Below are 16,234 nucleotides of genomic sequence, written 5' to 3'. Positions count from 1 at the left end.
CTCTCTCCGTCCGGATCAATTTCAACAGATAAGCAAAACGGTGGGCGGGATTGGTACTCCCGCTCACCACTCCAGAACGATACTCCAAACGGCATTTCTTTTCAATGAGACGCCGAGGGAAACCGATAGACGCCCGCAACCCGCCGCCGCCAGGATGGTACCATCGCGGAACGCGTCACCGCCGATTGCTCATAGGCATGGATAAAATGTCGCGGCCCAGCCAATACCCCGGCATGTTTGGCCGCACAATCCGGCCGCCAGCGGAACAGCACGACGTCGCCAGGCTCTGCCTCACTCATCTGCATTGCCGGCCCGAACAGCCGCAAGGCCGCATCCATCAGCCGGTCCTCACCGCTCCGCTCCGCCCAATCGGGCGCATAGGCGGGCACCGTCTCCGGCTCCTCACCGTAAAGCTCGCGCCAGATCCCGCGGATCAGCCCGATGCAATCGCAGCCGACGCCCCTCGTTGCGCCCTGATGCCGGTAGGGCGTTCCGATCCATCCCTCGGCCAGCGCCACGACCCGCTCGCTATGGCCGCTCATTGGAAGATCGGGCCTCCGTCGTGGACCCGCTCCCCGTCGGCATAGGAATAGGCGAAATCGGCGCCCGGGACATGTGGAAAGCCGCGAAAATTCAGATGGTTCGCAAAGCGCCTCTTGCAGGTAGCAAACGACTTGTCGCAACCCGCGGTGACCGTGAACGTGTCGCCCGCCGCAACCGGTTCCTCCAGCGGCAACCAGAAAGCCAGTTCCACCGAACCGTCCGCGCTCTTTTCGTGCGAGTCGACATCGACCGCCACGCCGCCCGCAAACGTCAGCACGCCCTGCCGAAAGAAATCGCTCGCGAAACCGCCGAGGCCCGAGACGACAATCTGGCTCGCGTCCTTCACCGCGATCACCGCCCCCTCGCCGCGCCACAGATCCAGGTTTACACCACAACGGGCATCCCCAAGGCTTGCGTCACAGCGCCGGTTATAGACGCGTCCCTGCGGCTGGCTCAGCCGATGCGCCAGACTGCGCAGCTCAGCGCGAAACTGCCCGCCGGCGCGGGAAACCTCGCCTATCTCCCGCACGTTCAAGAGCACATGCTGGTCCGGCGCCGCCCAGTTGACGAGAAACAGCTCCACCCGCGCACCGTCATACCTGCCGGTCGCCAGATCTCGCTCGCGGATCGCCGCATTCGAAAACCCGCCGGCCACCTCGTCGGCACCCGCCGAAAGCCCTGTTGCCGCTTCTGCCTCGCTTGCCGAAAAGCCACTCGCCGCCAGGAAGGTCGTGTCGTCAAATGTCAGGTCATGGTCGTGTTCGGTAAATCCCAGCACCGCCCCGTCACGCCGCGTCACCCGCCATGCATGGCAGGTAGTTGTCGTCTCCTGCGCCAGATGTTCGGCCAGATCAGCCGGTACCGTTTTCATGCCAAAACCTCCGTTAGCGGAATGGTCGGAATATGCCCGGCATCGAAATGCGCGAGGTTGACGTCGATCCGGTCGGTGTCGAACCGCACCGGCACGTCAAATTCGTAACCCGCCCGCACCGCCGCCCCGAGCGGCGGAACATGCCCGGCGGCAAAGGTGACAATCCCCGTCGCCGCATCGACGGACCAGGCCTCCGCCGGTACTGCGACGCCGTCCACCGACACCACGATCGAGCCAGTGACCGGCTTGGCGATCCGCCTCGTCCAGCTCCCCGCGCCATCCGCATAGGTCTTGACGAGCTGGAATGCCATGGTCTCCCCGTCGCCCGTGCCGATCGATTGGTCGGTCGCCGATACCATCTCGCCCGGCGCGCAGGATTTCCAGTCGACGGGATCGCGGAACCGAAAGCCGTAAAGCTGCCCGCCCCGCGCCTCGAAAAATTCCAGCACCGCATAAAGATCGGTGAGCGATTTCACTCCCGAACCGGCATCATAGCTGCGCCTTGAATCCCGCCAGCGCTGGTTACGCTGCTCGCGCCCGTTGGAAAGATTGACGATATCGGTGCGCCGCACCGGCCCGCCGGTTGCCCCGAGCGCCAGGCGCAACGGAAACCTAACCTCGTGAAAACTGCTCATCTCATCCTCGCAACATCATCGTCACAAACCACGCCGTCCGCGCGAGACGCTGCGCGCCAGCATGGCGGAAATCTGCCCTTCGCTTTTCCGAAAGCTCGCGGCATCGCTCGCCGTCACGTTGAAGACGATCTGCTGCGTGGCCCCACCCGCCGCCGCAACGCCGAGCGCGCCGTCCGGCCCGCGTCGAAGCGGCAGGATCGCTTCCGCCCCCGCCTCGCCCATCAGGCCCATATCGCCGCCCATCGGAAAGAAGCTCGGAGAACGCACGACACCACCGTCGGCAAATGGCGTCACCGATCCAACAAGCCCGCCGATCGCATTGCCCAGCATGTTTTCCAGCGGCCTCAGGCCGGCGGCCAGCGCGATGTCCGAAAGCCGGTTGCCGAGCCCCTTGAGTACGTCCTCGAGCCCGCGCCCGCCTGTCGTCGCGGACCTGAGCGCCCCGGTCAGCGCCGCCCCGAACCGCTGCGAGCGGACTTCGAGATCCGCCATCACGCCGGTCAGCGCCTCCGCACCGGACAGGGTGCCGGCCAAACTATTGTCGTCTTCCATGGTGAACTCCCTTTTGTCGCCGCGGCCCTAACTCAAGCGTCCGGAAACGCCCGCATCAGCGCTTCCAACCCCACCTTCTCCAGACCCGCGCCACGTCCCCTCAGCCCGCCGGCCATGGCAGAAAACTCGGTCGGCGTCAGCGCCCAGAAATCCCTTGGCGGAAGCCGCAGCAGGCAGAGGCCGGCATGCATCACCGCATCCCACGGAAACGGTCGCCTCGCCTCTTCGATCGCAGTTGCGGCAGAGAACCCACTCGAAGTTCCTCCTGCGACTGCTCCGATTCCCGCTGCGGCACTCAAGGGTTTGCCGCGGCCTCGCCGCCCGGAGCGCCAAACGTCGCCGCCAGCAGGCCGCCGACAATCCGCGCGTAGCCTAAAATTCCGCCCTCGACGCTCATCGCCGCCACCTCGTCGTCGGAGAAGAGATTGCCGCCGCCTCTCAGGCCGGCACCGATCAGCCGGATCATGTCCGCCGCCTTCAGCCGCCCGGAGGAAAACCGGTCCGCCAGCCCGTTGAGGTCGCTGACGGAAAACGCCGTTTCCAGTTCCGCCAATGCGCCGAGCGTCAGGCAGAGAATGCGGCGGTCGCCATCGATCACCGCCTCCACCTCGCCGCGCCTGCGGTTTGCGTGTCCGCCCGCCATCACAGCACTCCGAAGGTCAGGCTGCCGGCCGATTCCAGGGCCAGTTCAAAGCGGATCTCGCCGTTGTGCTCGCCGGAATATTCGAGCGCCGTCACCTGGAATGGTCCGGTCAACGTGCCGAAGGCGGGGATCAGGATCTGCCAGGCCAGAATGCCGCCGGCAAAAAACGCAGCCCGTACCAGCGCATCGCTTTCCTGGTCCTTGAAAATGCCGGCGCCGGTCAGAGAAGCGCGCTGCACGCCGGCGCCGCCCAGAAGCTCACGCCAGCGTCCGGCGCTTTCGGCATCGGTGATATCGACGGTCTCGGCATTGAAGGCGAGCCGCTTCGAGCGCAACCCCGCCACCGTCAGGAACGCGCCGTCATTGTCGATCTTCAAGAGCAGGGCCTTGCCCTTCTGCGCCACCATGTGGAAGTCCTTTCCGCTGTTATCCGTTTGTCGCTTCCGCACCGTAAAAAGCGGTGCTAGAGCATCGGGCGCTCAACCATCCCTTTCGCGAATGCCTTCCGCCGCCATGCCCAAAATTCTCCCGCTGCGCTCGGCGCAGACGATCGCCGTGCTCGCCGTCACCCAGATCATTTCCTGGGGCACGACCTTCGATATGCTCGGGGTCATGGGCCGCATCGTCGCACCGGAACTTGACCTTCCGAACGAGGTCGTCTTCTTCGGCCTGTCGATCATGATGCTGGTGAGTGCGCTTGCCGGTCCCGCGACCGGGCGGCTGCTCGGCCGCCATGGTGCCGCAAAAGTCATGGCCGGCGCATCCGTCATCTTCGCGATCGGCCTGCTGCTGCTCGCGAGCGCCCACGAAATCCTGGTATACGGCCTCGCCTGGATCGTCATCGGCATCGGCGGTGCGCTCGGCCTGTCGGCGCCGGCCTATACGGCGGTCGTCGAGCGGGAGGGGCTGGACGGCAAGCGCATCATCGCCATCCTGATGCTGTTCACGGGGCTTTCGGCGACCATTTTCTGGCCACTCCTGGCGCTGATGAACGATCTCGTCGGCTGGCGGATGACGTTCGTATTTTCAGCCATGCTGCAGCTCTTCATCTGCCTGCCGCTCTATCTGTTCGGCCTTCCCGAACCGATCGACCGCAACGAGCAGACCCAAGCCACGGATACGGCCCCTGTCGATTTCACGCCGCCGGAACGCCGTCGCGCCTTTTTCCTGGTGGCGGCGGCAACCGCGATCAGTTCGTTCATCAGTTTCGGCCTGTCGCCCTCGCTGCTGGCCCTGCTGCAACAGGCCGGCGCCTCGCCGGCGCTTGCGCTGCAGCTCGGCTCGGCGCGGGGCGCGATCGGCGTTTCCGCCCGCTTCGTCGACATGGCTCTCGGCAGACGCGGCAATGCGCTGCTCACCTCGCTTGTCGGCACCGGCCTGATCCTCTTCAGCTTCCTGCTTACCGCGACCGTCACGTCCTCTGCCCCGGTCTTGGTGGTCTTCATGCTGCTCTACAGCTTTGGCACCGGCGTGCTTGCAGTCGCCCGTGCACTCCTGCCGCTGTCGCTCTTCTCACCGCGCGAATTCGGCCTGCAATCGGCCCGCCTGTCGCTGCCGCAGAACCTTGCCACTGCCGCCGCGCCGGTCATCTTCACCGCCATCCTCGACCGTGCCGGCGTCACCGCGGCGCTGGTGACCGGCGCCGTGCTCTCGGCAATCTCGCTGGTATTGGTGCTGATGCTGGTGGGGCTGGTGCGGCGGGCGAATGCGCGGGCGGCCGCTTAATCGCTGATTGACGCGATGATATCCTTGACCGGCAACAGCAAGGTCCGATCCAGCCCCTTGGCCTGGCGGAAACCGTATCTGAGGTAAAACCTTGTTGCCTCATCGTCGAGCGCATGAACCATCACTGCCCGGAACGCCACCACTTCGGAGGTCGCGACCACCGCCAGAAGAGCGTTCTTCAGTAGTTCGCCACCCAGCCCCTGCCCATGGTGCCGCCGATCCACGGCAAGCCAGGCCAGCAATGCCACCGGAATTTCGCCTGGCGCCTGATGGCCCTTTACCTGAGGGGGCGCTTTTTCACGCGAAATCATGCCGGCGCAAAGCGAGTGATAACCGACCATCCGAAAATCGGCGTCGGCAATCACAAAGGTCCGTGTGTAACCCTTCGCCTGATTGTGAAGCGCCATCTCCTTCAGGAAAACATCGAGAACCGGCTTGCCGCTATCGAACTCTCCAAGCTGATGCTGTTCACTCAGCGGGGCCGGTTTGCGATACATGGGCTCAGTCGAGCCATTTCCGGTTCGATTTCAGCAGAGCCGAGAGCTTCTCATTGACCTGAGCAGGCTCGCCAAGCAGATCCTCGACGGCATCGAAGACAGTCGCGTCGACACCAATGAACCGCTGATCCAAAAGCTCCTTTTGGGCTGTTGCAAAGGCCGCTTCGGTCATGAATGCGGTCAGCGACTTGCCGGAAATCTCGGCGGCCCGGGCAATCACGTCCCGCGTGCCGGCATCAATCCTCAAATTGATCGTTTCGCTTTTCCGAAGGGCTACCATTGCCATCACCTCAATGCACATACATTGTATATACATCTCCGGCGAAATATTCAATGATCAGGCTTTCATTATTCCGTCACCGCGCGAAACCGCATCTCCGCCAGATAGAACTTCGTCTTCGGCTCTCGCCGCGTCCTCGTGCCCACTTGCAGCAGGTTCACCAGCACCGCGCCCTCCAGCGCCAGCGCCGCATCGTGCAGCAGGGCGTGCAGCAGGCCGGCGATCTCCTGTGCCTGCCGCCGTCCCTCGCCATCCGACCAGATTTCCAGAACCAGAAGATGTTCCTCGCCGGCCTCGCTGGCGGTCGAAAAATCCTGTGTCTCCATCTCGCCGAACACCACGCAGGGCAGCTTTGCCCGCGGCAGCAGCCGGTCGCGGATGCCGTCGGCACCGACGATCGCGGTCAGCGCCGCATCATTGGCAAGCGTCTGATGGATCGCCTGCAGAAGCGCGTTTCCCGCCGTCATCGCGTTTCCTCCTCGCATTGGCAGACGAGATAACGCCGCGTCTCGTCCGGATCGTGCACCAGCTTCACCAGGAAGGTCCGCGCGCCCTTGCGAAACCGCTGCCCGGCTGAAATGCCATCGCGAAACCGCACCCAGATGCGGTGGCTGATGGTGCCGGTCTCTGCGGCCGCCTGTTCGGCTACCACGAACGAAACCGGCTCGATCCGTGCCCACAGCGAGAGCGTCACCTCCCAGGCCACCGTCGCGCCGCCCTGCCCGTCCGGCACCGCCTGCGGCGCCTCGAGGTCGAGCCTTGCGGTCATCAGCCCGGGATCGAAGAACAGGACCATCAGAGCCTCCGCATCCGAAAGGGTGCGATCAGCCGCTCGTAGCCGTCGGGAATGCCGGCCGGCTGGTTCTCCGGCGAAACGACGCCGCGGAAGGCGAACATGTGGCCGATATGGATCGACATCGCCCGTTTCAGCGTGTCCGGCACATCGGTGCCCGCCTCGCCGAAACCGGCCGAAAAGTCGATCTCGATGCCGTTGACCGACCTGCCCGGCGCCGGCGGGTGCCTCAGCCACAGTCGCGCCGGCCGGCCCTTGCCATCGAGCAGATGATCTTCCAGTGGAACTTCAAGCGCCGTGCCGTCAGCGTTGTAAACCGTAACGTTCTGAATCTCTTGCACCGGCGATCTCGAAATCCGGATCACCCCGTCCGCTGGCCAGCGGTCAAGATAGAGCCGCCAGGCTTGAGAGATCAGGCAAAGCCCGGTCTCCCGCTCCAGGTGTTCGCGGGCGGTGCTGATCAGCGAGGCCAGCAGCGCATCCTCATCGCTTCCATCGAGACGCAGATGCGCCTTCACCTCGGCAAGCGTCAGCGGCTCCGCGGAAGGCGGAGTGGTTTGGGCGTAGGTCATGGGGATCCCGGGGTGAGCTTGGCCGACGCCGGCTCCGCATACTCCGTCATCCTCGGGCTCGACCCGAGGATCCAGGCCGAGCCCGATGGGTATCAATGCGGAGAGGCGCCACGCTAGAAAGGAGGGATCCTCGGGTCAAGCCCGAGGATGACGGAGGCAGAATTATGCCGCCGCAAACTTCACCACCTTGATCGCCTCGAAATTCTGCACGCCGCCGCCGACGCGCTTGGTGGTGTAGAAGAGCACATAGGGTTTCGCCGAATAGGGATCGCGCAGGATGCGCACGCCCGCCCGGTCGACGACGAGATAACCGGAGCGGAAATCGCCGAACGCGATCGAGAGCGAATTCTCCGCCACGTCGGGCATCTCTTCGGCCTCGGCGATCGGAAAGCCCATCAGCGAGGCCGGCTGGCCGGCCGATACCGGCGGGTGCCAGAGATAGTTGCCGTCGCCGTCCTTGAACTTGCGGATATCGCCCTGCGCCTTGCGGTTCATCATGAACGTGCCGTTCTGGCGATGGCCGGCCTTCAGCGCATAAACGAGCTCGATCAGCGTGTCCGAAGGACCTGTCGTTTTCCAGCCGCCCGCAACGCCGGTGGCGATATGGCCGATATTGCCCCAGCTCCAGGAGCCTTCCGCCACCGTCGGATAGGACAGAAATCCTTTCGGCTTGTTGGTGCCGTCGCCGCGGATGAAGGCGTCGCCCTCCTGCTCGGCAAATACGATGTCCACCTCGCCGGCGATCCAGGCCTCGATATCGACCGCCGAGTCGTCCAGCAGCGACTGCGTCGCCGCCGGCATGGCGTAGAGCTCCATGGTCGGGAACGAGAGTTCGGTGAGCTGCGGCGTATTGGTCTGCGGCCGCGCCGTGGTCTCCGCCACCCAGCCGGTGGAAAGGCCGGCCGCCGCAAACGGCTTTTTCAGCACGGCGGAAGATACCGTGCGCACGGTCGAGAGCGCCCGCATCGGCGAGACCGCCGAAATCCGCCGGCCGATTTCCGTGTCGGTTTCCGGCGGCACGAGATAACCGCCGTCGGCACCGCTGCCAGCCGAAAACGCCTTGGCCTCCAGTTCGCGCAGACCGTTTTCCTCGCCGCGCCGCACATAGGCGTCGAAAGCCGTCTTGTGCTCCACGGCCTCTGCCGAAAGCTCCGAACCGCCGCGGCCGAGTTGCGGCCTCGCCTTCTTCAGCACCAGCTGGTCGAGCACCTTCTTCTGGTCGTCGACGGCACGGTTGATGCGGTCCATCTTGTCGCGGGTCACGACGTCGGCGGTCAGCTTCTGCTCGATCTCGCCGAGGCGCCGGTCGTTGACCTCCTTGAAGGCCTCGAACGCCTCCATGAATTCGTCGAAGGCCGCCGTCACCGTTTCCGGCACGGCTTTTACTTCGGGCGCTACGCTTGCCATCGTTCTCGCCTGCTCCGTCATATCGCTTTTCCTTTGAAGGTTGATTTCATCATCATCTTCGCCGCCCGCCGCATCTGGCGGACGAGTTCGGTTTCCCTGTCGCGGAAGAACCGCGCATGCTTGACGTTGGAGACCCGAGCCGATGGCAGCATCGGAAAGGTCACCACCGAGATTTCCCAAAGGTCTGCCTCGAGAATTTTGCGCACGCCCGTCTTGGCGTCCGTGCGGGCCTTGACCGTACGGAATCCGATCGACAGCCCGTCGAGCGCGCCCGATTTCATCAGCGCCAGCACCTCGCGGGAGCGGGCGACGCCCGGCGACAGCATGCCTTCGACATAAAGCCCGCGGGCATCCTCGCGGATCGTCCGCCAGGCGCCGATCGGCTCGGAAGGATCGTGCTGGTAGAGCATCCGCACCCCCATCGCCCCGCGCTCGACGAGGCAATTGCGGAAGGCGCCGCGCTCGATCGTATCCTTGCCGAGATCGACCTCGCCGAAGACGCTGGCATAACCGGAAAACACCCCGTCGCCGGTAATGCCTGCGAGTTCCAGATTGGCAAATTTGCGCGCGTTCGGGCGCGGCCCGCGATAAGCGTGCATCGGTATTCTCCTAGCGATTGAATTGGAGCCAGCCCCTCATCCGCCTGCCAGCACCTTCTCCCCGTTGTCACGGGGAGAAGGAACACGCGGTGACGCCCTGGCATGCCAACGGCGTCAGAGACGAGGGAAACGGGCGCGTCGTACTTCCTTCTCCCCGCATGCGGGGAGAAGGTGCCGGCAGGCGGATGAGGGGCTCCGGGCGAAGACCGAAGTTAAGTCCCGCCGCCCCGTCCCCCATATCTGACGGCGATCCTCGCTAGCGCGCCGAGCACCCACCAGGCACAAAGACTGGCCGCCGCCGACCCCGTCAGCATCACTTCCGCGCCGGAAAGCTCCCCGCCGATCCCCAGCCTTTCTACCAGCCAAAGCCCGGTCGGCCCGCCGAAGATCATTCCGCAGCTCAAGCCCGTCAGAAACCGGCTCGCTGCCTCGCGGCGGCTCTTCGGCAACAGATAGATCAGCGACACGCCGGCTCCCGCCGTAGCTCCCACCGCCTTGGCGGCCCAGATACCGGCCAGGGCGCCCGGATCGTTTCCGAGGTCAGCCATTTTTAATCTCTCTTGTTTATGATGCACGCATATGGACCGAACGGCGCTGCAGCCATGCACCAGCCGTTCCGTGCTCGACCCAGGGTCGGCGGATCCAGTTTCCATGAATGTTCAGAATCGCTTGGCGCTACCTGCTGGCAAGTTGAGTCCGGCACTTCGCAAGTTGAGTGAGTGGCAACAGACGCGTTGAGCAAACGCCAAGCCGCCCGTCTATTCCGCGTAGACGTCCTCGTCCTCATCGGGCCGATCATCCTGCCTGCCGTGCCTGACGATCAGGATCAGCACGCCGTCGGAATCGACTTCGTACTCGATGAGATAGGGCGCAATGACCAGGACCCTGACGCCATTGGAGCCCGGCTTGACCTTGCCGACCTCCGGATGCTGCGACAGAAGCGACCGGGCATTCCGCAATTTCCTGTTCAGTTCCCGCGCCGCCGGAGCGCTGAACCTGCCGAGGTAGGTCCGCTCGGACCTGATGTAGTCCGCAGCCATCGTGGAGATGCGGACTTTCTTCATGCGGCATCGGTCCTGGATTTTTCATCCGCAGCATTCAAGCCATCCAGTTCGTCGAGAAGATCGTCCATATCCATGACCTTGCCGTCGCGCACGTCCTGGCGTGCCGCGGCAATTTCCAAAAGCTCGCTTCCCTCCGTGGTCAGGTAGGCTTTCAGCGCCCGGACGATCACCCAGGATCGGCTTCTGTCCGCTGTCTCAGCGATCTTCTCGATGTCCTCAAGGATGTCGAGCGGCAGGCGCAGCGTGATCGGGTCTGAAAGAACGGGCTTGGCCATCAGAGCCTCCATTTGTAATACGACGTATTACAATCTACACCCGTTGCTTACGGATTAATACCCCACCGCCTCGCGCTTCTCTTCGTCGCTCAGGAACGCCGCCGCACCGACCCTCGCCCACAGCGCCTCGCGCTCGGCGGAAAGGCCGGCGATCCGGTCGAGGTCCGGTTCCAGCCGCAGCCTGCCCCCATAAGCTTCAGACAACCAGGCGGAAAAGCTCGCGGCCGTTCGCGCAATCAAGGGCAGCACGGTGAGCCGGTAGAAGGCGCGGTTGGCTTCCTGGTAATTGGCATAGGTATTGTCGCCGGGAATGCCGATCAGCATCGGCGGCACGCCGAAGGCGAGCGCTATGTCGCGGGCGGCGCCGTTCTTGGCCTCGATGAAATCCATGTCCTTTGGCGACAGGCCCATCGCCTTCCAGTCGAGCCCACCTTCGAGCAGCAGCGGCCGCCCGGCATTGACGGCGCCTGAATAACCCGCCTCCAGCTCGTCCTTCAGCCGCTCGTACTGGTCGGCGGACAAGTTGCCGCCGTCCTTCGGCTGGTAGACCAGCGCGCCGGAAGGTCTTGCGGAATTGTCGAGCAGCGCCTTGTTCCAGCTCGCCGCCGCATTGTGCAGGTCGAGCGCCGCACCCGCCGCCCCGAGCGGCGGAAAGCCGCAATGGTCGTCGAGCGGATGAAACAGTTTCAGATGCAGCAGCGCCAGACCATCGCTCTCGGCCGGCAGCCGCCGCGTGGTGCCGCCGGCGCGATAATCGTAACCCGCCACCCAGCCGTCGCGGCCCTCGACCACGCTCACCCGGTCGGGCCGGAGCAGATGCAGTTCGCGTAAGCTCCCGCCGATCGACAGCGGCTCGACATAGGCATTGCCGGAAAGCGCCAGGTGCCCGTAGAGCGCCTCGAAAAAGTCAGGCCCGCCCTGCCGGCCGTTCGGCCGCGCCAACAGCGCCAGCGCCGGATGTTCGGCAAGCTCCGTCGCCCCGTCATAGGCAAGCCACGGCACGGCTGCGGCGGCTTCGGCGATCATCCGCACCGCCCGATAGGCAACCGGGTTCTTCATGAAGCCTGCCCGCGCCAGCGCCGCATAGGACCGCCCCGACCACTGCGCCGCTCCCTCGCCAGACACGATCGCGAAACCGGAGGCCGTCTTGGTCTCGGCCCTTCGGGTGTCGGCTCCCTGGATTTCGGGCACGGCCTGTCGCCCACCCGTGGAAAACCACGGGCGCCGGAATGGAGATTTCATCGTGACTGTCCTTTTCGCTCGCGGGCGCCAGGGCCCGCTTCAGGGAAGCGGCAGGGGCGATTTCACCGCACTTTGACTGTTGAAATCGGCCGCAATGCGCATTTCGCGGATCGGGCGGACGATATCGATCGAGGCCTGATAGACCGGATGTGCCTTGTAGGCGGCAAGCGCCGCCGCATCCTCGAATTCGCCGTAGACCACCAGGTCGACCTCGTTGCCGAGCTGGTCGCTCTTCACGTTGGTGCCGATCTCCAGGGTCAGCGCATGCGGGTTGCCGGTCAGCAGGGAAAGACCTGCCCGTACCCGTTCGATCTCGCCCGTTTGCGCCGTGAAAAATACGATGTGGCGTATCATGGAACCTCCAGCAAAGCGGAGGCCTCGCTATCACGGGCTGCCACCGGCGACAATGCGGCCTATTGCGCGGCCTATTGCAGCGCTTCGGCGAACACCCGCGCATGCCGCGCCACCAGGTCCGCCCGGTCGTTGCCGTTGATGATTTTCCTGGCGCCCACCCAGTCGGCTCGCCCTTGCCCGAAATAATCGCCGAGCTTGCGGCCGGTGAAACTGCCGCGCCGCATGCCCTCGATCAGGATCGCCACCGAGACCGGCATTTCCATCGCCCGGCCCGGATCGGCCACCAGGTCGATCCCGGTCACAGCGGACATCGCCTCGTAGTTCCGCCTGTGGGTGAGTTGCACCAGTCCGCGGCCGAGCCAGCTTTTTCCTTCCGCGTCCGGCCGCCAGTAGGGCGTCTTCACCGACCCGAGCCGGCCCGCGGCAAAAGCCTCGTCCAGCCGCGCAATCGCCGACCTGTCGCTGGAAGCCAGGGTCTCGCGAACGGGCTGCATCGTGGCGGCCGTCTCGTGAAAGGCGGTCGCCAGCACATAGGAGAGCGGCTGCGCCTCCCCCTGGCCGACCCTTGCCTGCCAAGCGTCGAGAATCACTGTCAGCCCCTCCACCTGACCGGTGACCAGCCGGCCCTTGAAGAGCTTCGTGCGTACCAAATCAAAGAAAGCATGCCGGTTGTGAGCCATCTGGAGCCTACTCCCATACCGCGCTACCGGGTTTCAATCGGTTTAGAAAAACTAAATCGTTTTAAGCCCTTAGGCGGCAGTTTACTTTTTTCTAATGATGTGGAACCAACGGCTCCACACGACGTTCTTGTCGGCTTTCTAAACAACAGGAGATCATGATGATGCAGCAGCCCGCACCGGCCGCCCCTTCCAAGCCGATCCCGCAGCATGTCGTCGAGCGGATCGAATCCGAGTGGAAGCAGATGCGCGAAAGCGCCCAGCCGAAGCCGGTTACCCCGCGCTGATCATCATCACCTGAAGCGCGAGCCGCGCTCAAACACCGCGCACGCGCGGCTCTCCATGACCTTCCAGCATCAGCGCCGTCAGCGCCCAGACCAGCGCATCGAGCCGGTCGGGCGAGCGGCCTGAAGACAGGCCGTCCGGACCGAAATCGCACATCTGGTCTTCGAGTTCGGCAAACCGGCCGGCATGCGCCACCCGCCCCTGTTCGTAGAGGGCAGCCACCGGCTCGGCGCGCAGGAATTTTCCGCGCGTTGCCCGTACCATCGTCACCGGCAGGCCTGCGTCGACGCTTTTCAGCATCGCCGTCACCATCTCGCCGCCCTGGTTCACCTCGGCCACCACCCGGTCCGCCTGGAAGCGCGCATAGGCGCGCGCCACCGCGTTCGCCCAGCCCGCCGGGGTTTTGCCTTCGACCGAACAATCGGCCAGCACCACCGCCCGGCCGCTCGCCTCCAGGCCGGCCACGACGATGCCGCAGCAGGAATGTTCGCCCGAACCCGAAGGGGGATCGACGGCGACCACGATGCGCCTGAGCGCTCCGGTAAAGCGGATCGTGAAGGCTTCGAGGTCGACCCGTTTCCACAGCGCGTCCTCGCGGTCCTCGATCAGCTCGCCGGCCAGTTCCTGCCGTCCGAGCCTCGTTCCTCCGTAACGTGCCTCCAGCGCCGAAATGAAGCCGGGAGAAAGATTGCCGGCATTGGCCTGGGTCGAGATCCGGACCAGCTGCGTGCCGGGATCGGCGATCAGCCGTTTCAGGATCGGCACCGGCCGCGGCGTCGTCGTCACCAGCTGGCGCGGATCGGCCCCGAGCCGGAGCCCGAACTGCAGCATGTCGAAGGTTTCCTCCGCATGCCGCCATTTGGCGAGCTCGTCGCACCAGGCGAAATGAAACTGTGGGCCGCGCAGGCTCTCCGGATCTTCCGAGGAAAAGATCTGCGCGATCGCTCCGTTCGGCCAGACCAGCCTCCGGCGCGAAATCTCGAAATCCGGCCGGTTCTTTCGTGCAATCTGGCAGATGCCGGACACCCCGTCGATCATCACCTCGCGGGCATCGCCCAGCGTTTCCGCCACCAGCGCGATCCTGAGATCCGACCTGCTGCCGACCGAGGCGAGCCCATGGATCCATTCCGCGCCTGCTCGCGTCTTGCCCGAGCCGCGTCCACCCATGATCAGCCAGGTGCGCCAGTCGCCAGCCGGCGGCTTTTGGTCGGGACGGCCCTTTATATCCCAGTCGCGTTCATGAGCGGGTGTAAAGCCGATCAGAGAGGTGTCTGAATCGTCATTCCGCTCCGGAGCGTGCTCGCTTACAGGAGCAGACCCGTGCGGCATACCGATCTCCCCCCTTGAGGGGGAGATGCCCGGCAGGGCAGAGGGGGGTGCTGCGGCACACTCTTCGGCAGTTGAGTTCGCGGCGCCACCCCCCTCTGTCACCTTTGGTGACATCTCCCCCTCAAGGGGGGAGATCAGAGGGCGTTTGCCGCGCCCGGCGTTCCCTTGCCCAATCGCATTGCTCAAGGCCGTGCTTTTCGTAATGGCTTCGCGATATTCCTCACGCGCAGCCGTGATTGTCCACAAGCCCCGGTTCAACCCCGACGCCCCCTTCGAGGCCTTGACCGCGATCTTCTCCTGCGCTCGCAGCAAGGTCCGTTGGCTCGGAGGACGCATGTCCAAACCTCTCCAAGACGAGGGGCGGCGGTCCATCCCGCTTCCATGCTTCGAAAAGCCGATAGGCGTTTTCATTGGCGCGATCCTCGATCATTTTCAGGAAGCGGACCTTGGCCTCCTCATACCCACCCTCATCCGCATCGCGCTCGGCGGCCTCGTCGCGGTCGCGGGCGAGCTGGCGCTGCAGGCTGTCGACCTTTTCGAGCGTGCGGACGATCAGAGACATGGCGTCGGTCGCGGCCTTCACATCGGCACGCGCCAGTTTCTGGGCGGCGTCGTCGCCATCTGTGAGCGCCACCTCCGCCGAGGTGCGCATCCGCCGAAAGGTTGAAAACTGGTCGCGCATCTCGACGGTCATCTCGTTCAAGAGCCGCCGCAGTTCCTCGCCGGGAGAGAATGCGCCCTCGGCCGACTTGATCTCCAGCAGCACGCCGCGCACCGCGTCGACCAACGCCGAATCGTCCATAACGACCGCGTCGCCATAGACGGGCGCCTCCGTCCAGAGCCCGAAAAGCGCCGGATCGAACGTCTCGAATTCATCCATCTGGGATATCCCCGGGGGCCAAAACAGGAGCCAAATGAGGGCCAAAAATTCGGCGCAGAAAATCCCGCCGCGTCCGTTTCTGGTCGCTGCGCGTCCCCGCTGCCGATTGTCGAGATAAAAAGAAGGCCCGGCTTTGGGACCGGGCCAATTTGACTGGAAGCCTTGCCACCGGCTATCCACCGGCGCAATTCTTCGACTGTGCCTAGAACCTACCAAACAACCGTCACGCCGTCAAGGACTATTTTCCTAATTAGCAAAAGTTAATTTACGGGCGGATCACGTCCCGCAGAACGTCTGCGTCACCCGCTCCTCAGGCTTCGGCGGCTGCATGTAGCCCAAGAATTCCGGCCGCTCCTCGAATGGCTTTTCCAGGGCCTCCAGCAACCGTTCGAAGAAACTGAAGTCGCCGTAATTGGCGGCCGAAAGGGCTTCCTGGACCTTGTGGTTGCGGGGAATGACCGCCGGGTTGACCGAGCGCAGGGCGGCAGCCAATTCGCCGGCCGGCCGTGCCTCCGTGGTCAACCGCTTGCGCCAGTCCGCAAGCCAGACCTGCGCCTTGTCGGCATCGGCAAAACACTTGAGGAACGCCTCTTCCCCGCCCTCCGCCGCATCGGCAAGCCGCCGGAAAGCCAGCGTGAAATCCGCCTGCCCCTCGTGCATGGTCGCCAGCAGCGCCTGGATCAGGTCGCCATCGCCGTCAGCCTCGGTTGCAAGGCCGATCTTTGCCCGGAAAACGCCGATCCACTCTTTCTGGAACCGCTCGCCGAACGCCTTCAGCACGGCATTTGCCGCTTCCACGGCCTTTTCCTCGTCCTCGTCCAATAGCGGCAGCAGGCATTCCGCCAGCCGCGCGATGTTCCATTGGCCGATGCCCGGCTGGTTGCGATAGGCGTAACGGCCGCCCTGGTCTATCGAGGAAAACACCTTCATCGGGTCGTATTCGTCGAGAAAGGCGCAAGGCCCAAAATCGATGGTCTCGCCCGAAATCGTCATGTTGTCGGTGTTCATCAC

General features: G+C 64.3%; 25 protein-coding genes. 2 read left to right on the top strand and 23 right to left on the bottom strand.

What is annotated here, in order from left to right:
• Window positions 1-101: 101 nt before the first annotated feature.
• From C5J24_RS22370 to C5J24_RS22340, 7 genes are all read right to left on the bottom strand, one after another.
• Window positions 102-542 (bottom strand): NlpC/P60 family protein, encoded by a 441-nt coding sequence (locus C5J24_RS22370; protein ID WP_105421101.1) that lies wholly within the window; start codon window positions 540-542, stop codon window positions 102-104.
• Window positions 539-1,414, bottom strand: coding sequence for a DUF2163 domain-containing protein (locus tag C5J24_RS22365; RefSeq protein WP_105421099.1), 876 nt, complete (start codon window positions 1,412-1,414; stop codon window positions 539-541). Before C5J24_RS22365 ends, C5J24_RS22370 begins: the two co-directional genes overlap by 4 nt.
• Entirely contained in the window at window positions 1,411-2,049 is a 639-nt protein-coding gene (locus C5J24_RS22360; RefSeq protein ID WP_105421097.1) for a DUF2460 domain-containing protein, read from the bottom strand. The genes C5J24_RS22365 and C5J24_RS22360 overlap by 4 nt, the downstream gene beginning before the upstream one ends.
• A gap of 21 nt (window positions 2,050-2,070) precedes the next feature.
• Window positions 2,071-2,601: a phage tail tape measure protein gene (locus tag C5J24_RS22355; RefSeq protein WP_105421095.1), complete on the bottom strand. Its 531-nt coding sequence runs from the start codon at window positions 2,599-2,601 to the stop codon at window positions 2,071-2,073.
• A gap of 32 nt (window positions 2,602-2,633) precedes the next feature.
• A complete protein-coding gene (locus C5J24_RS22350) occupies window positions 2,634-2,792 on the bottom strand; it encodes a rcc01693 family protein (RefSeq protein ID WP_105421093.1) in 159 nt (52 codons plus the stop codon).
• A gap of 104 nt (window positions 2,793-2,896) precedes the next feature.
• On the bottom strand, window positions 2,897-3,244 hold the full coding sequence (locus tag C5J24_RS22345) for a gene transfer agent family protein (RefSeq protein ID WP_105421091.1): 348 nt from the start codon (window positions 3,242-3,244) through the stop codon (window positions 2,897-2,899).
• A complete protein-coding gene (locus C5J24_RS22340; protein ID WP_105421089.1) occupies window positions 3,244-3,651 on the bottom strand; it encodes a phage major tail protein, TP901-1 family in 408 nt (135 codons plus the stop codon). Before C5J24_RS22340 ends, C5J24_RS22345 begins: the two co-directional genes overlap by 1 nt.
• A 106-nt stretch (window positions 3,652-3,757) precedes the next feature.
• Between C5J24_RS22340 and C5J24_RS22335 the strand changes: the two genes are divergently transcribed.
• Window positions 3,758-4,969, top strand: coding sequence for an MFS transporter (locus tag C5J24_RS22335; protein WP_245446759.1), 1,212 nt, complete (start codon window positions 3,758-3,760; stop codon window positions 4,967-4,969).
• Here C5J24_RS22335 and C5J24_RS22330 read toward each other — a convergent pair.
• The 13 genes from C5J24_RS22330 to C5J24_RS22265 form a co-directional block, all read right to left on the bottom strand.
• Window positions 4,966-5,466 (bottom strand): GNAT family N-acetyltransferase, encoded by a 501-nt coding sequence (locus C5J24_RS22330; protein WP_105421085.1) that lies wholly within the window; start codon window positions 5,464-5,466, stop codon window positions 4,966-4,968. The two genes, C5J24_RS22335 and C5J24_RS22330, sit on opposite strands and share 4 nt — an antisense overlap.
• A gap of 4 nt (window positions 5,467-5,470) precedes the next feature.
• Entirely contained in the window at window positions 5,471-5,800 is a 330-nt protein-coding gene (locus C5J24_RS22325; RefSeq protein ID WP_172724100.1) for a DUF1778 domain-containing protein, read from the bottom strand.
• Between the two features lie 14 nt (window positions 5,801-5,814).
• On the bottom strand, window positions 5,815-6,213 hold the full coding sequence (locus tag C5J24_RS22320; RefSeq protein WP_105421081.1) for a DUF3168 domain-containing protein: 399 nt from the start codon (window positions 6,211-6,213) through the stop codon (window positions 5,815-5,817).
• Window positions 6,210-6,542 carry a phage head closure protein gene (locus C5J24_RS22315; RefSeq protein ID WP_371674740.1) on the bottom strand — a complete coding sequence of 111 codons (333 nt, stop codon included), beginning with the start codon at window positions 6,540-6,542 and terminating at the stop codon, window positions 6,210-6,212. The genes C5J24_RS22320 and C5J24_RS22315 overlap by 4 nt, the downstream gene beginning before the upstream one ends.
• The gene (locus tag C5J24_RS22310) at window positions 6,542-7,111 is read right to left on the bottom strand and encodes a head-tail connector protein (RefSeq protein WP_105421079.1); all 570 of its coding nucleotides are present in this window, start codon (window positions 7,109-7,111) and stop codon (window positions 6,542-6,544) included. The genes C5J24_RS22315 and C5J24_RS22310 overlap by 1 nt, the downstream gene beginning before the upstream one ends.
• A gap of 162 nt (window positions 7,112-7,273) precedes the next feature.
• Window positions 7,274-8,539, bottom strand: a complete 1,266-nt coding sequence (locus tag C5J24_RS22305) for a phage major capsid protein (RefSeq protein WP_105421077.1) — start codon at window positions 8,537-8,539, stop codon at window positions 7,274-7,276.
• Window positions 8,536-9,117 (bottom strand): HK97 family phage prohead protease, encoded by a 582-nt coding sequence (locus C5J24_RS22300; protein WP_046607690.1) that lies wholly within the window; start codon window positions 9,115-9,117, stop codon window positions 8,536-8,538. Before C5J24_RS22300 ends, C5J24_RS22305 begins: the two co-directional genes overlap by 4 nt.
• A gap of 212 nt (window positions 9,118-9,329) precedes the next feature.
• On the bottom strand, window positions 9,330-9,665 hold the full coding sequence (locus C5J24_RS22290; protein WP_105421073.1) for a DUF6107 family protein: 336 nt from the start codon (window positions 9,663-9,665) through the stop codon (window positions 9,330-9,332).
• Between the two features lie 210 nt (window positions 9,666-9,875).
• Entirely contained in the window at window positions 9,876-10,181 is a 306-nt protein-coding gene (locus C5J24_RS22285; protein ID WP_105421071.1) for a type II toxin-antitoxin system RelE/ParE family toxin, read from the bottom strand.
• Entirely contained in the window at window positions 10,178-10,456 is a 279-nt protein-coding gene (locus C5J24_RS22280) for a CopG family ribbon-helix-helix protein (RefSeq protein WP_105405091.1), read from the bottom strand. The genes C5J24_RS22285 and C5J24_RS22280 overlap by 4 nt, the downstream gene beginning before the upstream one ends.
• Window positions 10,457-10,510: 54 nt before the next feature.
• Window positions 10,511-11,698, bottom strand: a complete 1,188-nt coding sequence (locus C5J24_RS22275) for a phage portal protein (RefSeq protein WP_105421069.1) — start codon at window positions 11,696-11,698, stop codon at window positions 10,511-10,513.
• Window positions 11,699-11,737: 39 nt separating this feature from the next.
• Window positions 11,738-12,052 (bottom strand): Dabb family protein, encoded by a 315-nt coding sequence (locus C5J24_RS22270; protein ID WP_105421067.1) that lies wholly within the window; start codon window positions 12,050-12,052, stop codon window positions 11,738-11,740.
• A gap of 71 nt (window positions 12,053-12,123) precedes the next feature.
• Window positions 12,124-12,732, bottom strand: a complete 609-nt coding sequence (locus C5J24_RS22265) for a hypothetical protein (protein WP_105421065.1) — start codon at window positions 12,730-12,732, stop codon at window positions 12,124-12,126.
• Window positions 12,733-12,890: 158 nt separating this feature from the next.
• On the opposite strand from C5J24_RS22265, the gene C5J24_RS32585 reads away from it, so the two are divergent.
• Entirely contained in the window at window positions 12,891-13,016 is a 126-nt protein-coding gene (locus tag C5J24_RS32585) for a hypothetical protein (protein ID WP_256384740.1), read from the top strand.
• Between the two features lie 28 nt (window positions 13,017-13,044).
• On the opposite strand, the gene C5J24_RS22260 is transcribed toward C5J24_RS32585, so the two are convergent.
• The 3 genes from C5J24_RS22260 to C5J24_RS22245 all read right to left on the bottom strand — a co-directional run.
• Window positions 13,045-14,343 carry a DNA-packaging protein gene (locus C5J24_RS22260; protein WP_105421063.1) on the bottom strand — a complete coding sequence of 433 codons (1,299 nt, stop codon included), beginning with the start codon at window positions 14,341-14,343 and terminating at the stop codon, window positions 13,045-13,047.
• 220 nt (window positions 14,344-14,563) lie between these two features.
• Complete coding sequence (locus C5J24_RS22250; protein ID WP_205836968.1) at window positions 14,564-15,223, bottom strand: hypothetical protein; 660 nt, start codon at window positions 15,221-15,223, stop codon at window positions 14,564-14,566.
• A 276-nt stretch (window positions 15,224-15,499) separates the two neighbouring features.
• The coding region (locus tag C5J24_RS22245) for a protein adenylyltransferase SelO family protein (RefSeq protein ID WP_205836967.1) at window positions 15,500-16,234 on the bottom strand (735 nt) is incomplete at its 5' end.

This window comes from Neorhizobium sp. T25_27 (assembly GCF_002968565.1).
Classification (GTDB): Bacteria; Pseudomonadota; Alphaproteobacteria; order Rhizobiales; family Rhizobiaceae; genus Neorhizobium; species Neorhizobium tomejilense.
Note: the sequence above shows the minus strand (reverse complement) of the source record. Positions and strands in the feature narration are given on the sequence as shown.

Excerpts from the sequence above, each read along its gene's own strand:
- C5J24_RS22250 (WP_205836968.1), bottom strand. The coding sequence starts at position 15,223 with ATGGATGAATTCGAGACGTTCGATCCGGCGCTTTTCGGGCTCTGGACG.
- C5J24_RS22315 (WP_371674740.1), bottom strand. The coding sequence starts at position 6,542 with ATGGTCCTGTTCTTCGATCCCGGGCTGATGACCGCAAGGCTCGACCTC.
- C5J24_RS22330 (WP_105421085.1), bottom strand. The coding sequence starts at position 5,466 with ATGTATCGCAAACCGGCCCCGCTGAGTGAACAGCATCAGCTTGGAGAG.
- C5J24_RS22275 (WP_105421069.1), bottom strand. The coding sequence starts at position 11,698 with ATGAAATCTCCATTCCGGCGCCCGTGGTTTTCCACGGGTGGGCGACAG.
- C5J24_RS22290 (WP_105421073.1), bottom strand. The coding sequence starts at position 9,665 with ATGGCTGACCTCGGAAACGATCCGGGCGCCCTGGCCGGTATCTGGGCC.
- C5J24_RS32585 (WP_256384740.1), top strand. The coding sequence starts at position 12,891 with ATGATGCAGCAGCCCGCACCGGCCGCCCCTTCCAAGCCGATCCCGCAG.
- C5J24_RS22360 (WP_105421097.1), bottom strand. The coding sequence starts at position 2,049 with ATGAGCAGTTTTCACGAGGTTAGGTTTCCGTTGCGCCTGGCGCTCGGG.
- C5J24_RS22265 (WP_105421065.1), bottom strand. The coding sequence starts at position 12,732 with ATGGCTCACAACCGGCATGCTTTCTTTGATTTGGTACGCACGAAGCTC.
- C5J24_RS22285 (WP_105421071.1), bottom strand. The coding sequence starts at position 10,181 with ATGAAGAAAGTCCGCATCTCCACGATGGCTGCGGACTACATCAGGTCC.
- C5J24_RS22365 (WP_105421099.1), bottom strand. The coding sequence starts at position 1,414 with ATGAAAACGGTACCGGCTGATCTGGCCGAACATCTGGCGCAGGAGACG.
- C5J24_RS22305 (WP_105421077.1), bottom strand. The coding sequence starts at position 8,539 with ATGACGGAGCAGGCGAGAACGATGGCAAGCGTAGCGCCCGAAGTAAAA.
- C5J24_RS22355 (WP_105421095.1), bottom strand. The coding sequence starts at position 2,601 with ATGGAAGACGACAATAGTTTGGCCGGCACCCTGTCCGGTGCGGAGGCG.
- C5J24_RS22340 (WP_105421089.1), bottom strand. The coding sequence starts at position 3,651 with ATGGTGGCGCAGAAGGGCAAGGCCCTGCTCTTGAAGATCGACAATGAC.
- C5J24_RS22350 (WP_105421093.1), bottom strand. The coding sequence starts at position 2,792 with ATGCATGCCGGCCTCTGCCTGCTGCGGCTTCCGCCAAGGGATTTCTGG.
- C5J24_RS22345 (WP_105421091.1), bottom strand. The coding sequence starts at position 3,244 with ATGGCGGGCGGACACGCAAACCGCAGGCGCGGCGAGGTGGAGGCGGTG.
- C5J24_RS22310 (WP_105421079.1), bottom strand. The coding sequence starts at position 7,111 with ATGACCTACGCCCAAACCACTCCGCCTTCCGCGGAGCCGCTGACGCTT.
- C5J24_RS22300 (WP_046607690.1), bottom strand. The coding sequence starts at position 9,117 with ATGCACGCTTATCGCGGGCCGCGCCCGAACGCGCGCAAATTTGCCAAT.
- C5J24_RS22270 (WP_105421067.1), bottom strand. The coding sequence starts at position 12,052 with ATGATACGCCACATCGTATTTTTCACGGCGCAAACGGGCGAGATCGAA.
- C5J24_RS22335 (WP_245446759.1), top strand. The coding sequence starts at position 3,758 with ATGCCCAAAATTCTCCCGCTGCGCTCGGCGCAGACGATCGCCGTGCTC.
- C5J24_RS22260 (WP_105421063.1), bottom strand. The coding sequence starts at position 14,343 with ATGCCGCACGGGTCTGCTCCTGTAAGCGAGCACGCTCCGGAGCGGAAT.
- C5J24_RS22320 (WP_105421081.1), bottom strand. The coding sequence starts at position 6,213 with ATGACGGCGGGAAACGCGCTTCTGCAGGCGATCCATCAGACGCTTGCC.
- C5J24_RS22370 (WP_105421101.1), bottom strand. The coding sequence starts at position 542 with ATGAGCGGCCATAGCGAGCGGGTCGTGGCGCTGGCCGAGGGATGGATC.
- C5J24_RS22280 (WP_105405091.1), bottom strand. The coding sequence starts at position 10,456 with ATGGCCAAGCCCGTTCTTTCAGACCCGATCACGCTGCGCCTGCCGCTC.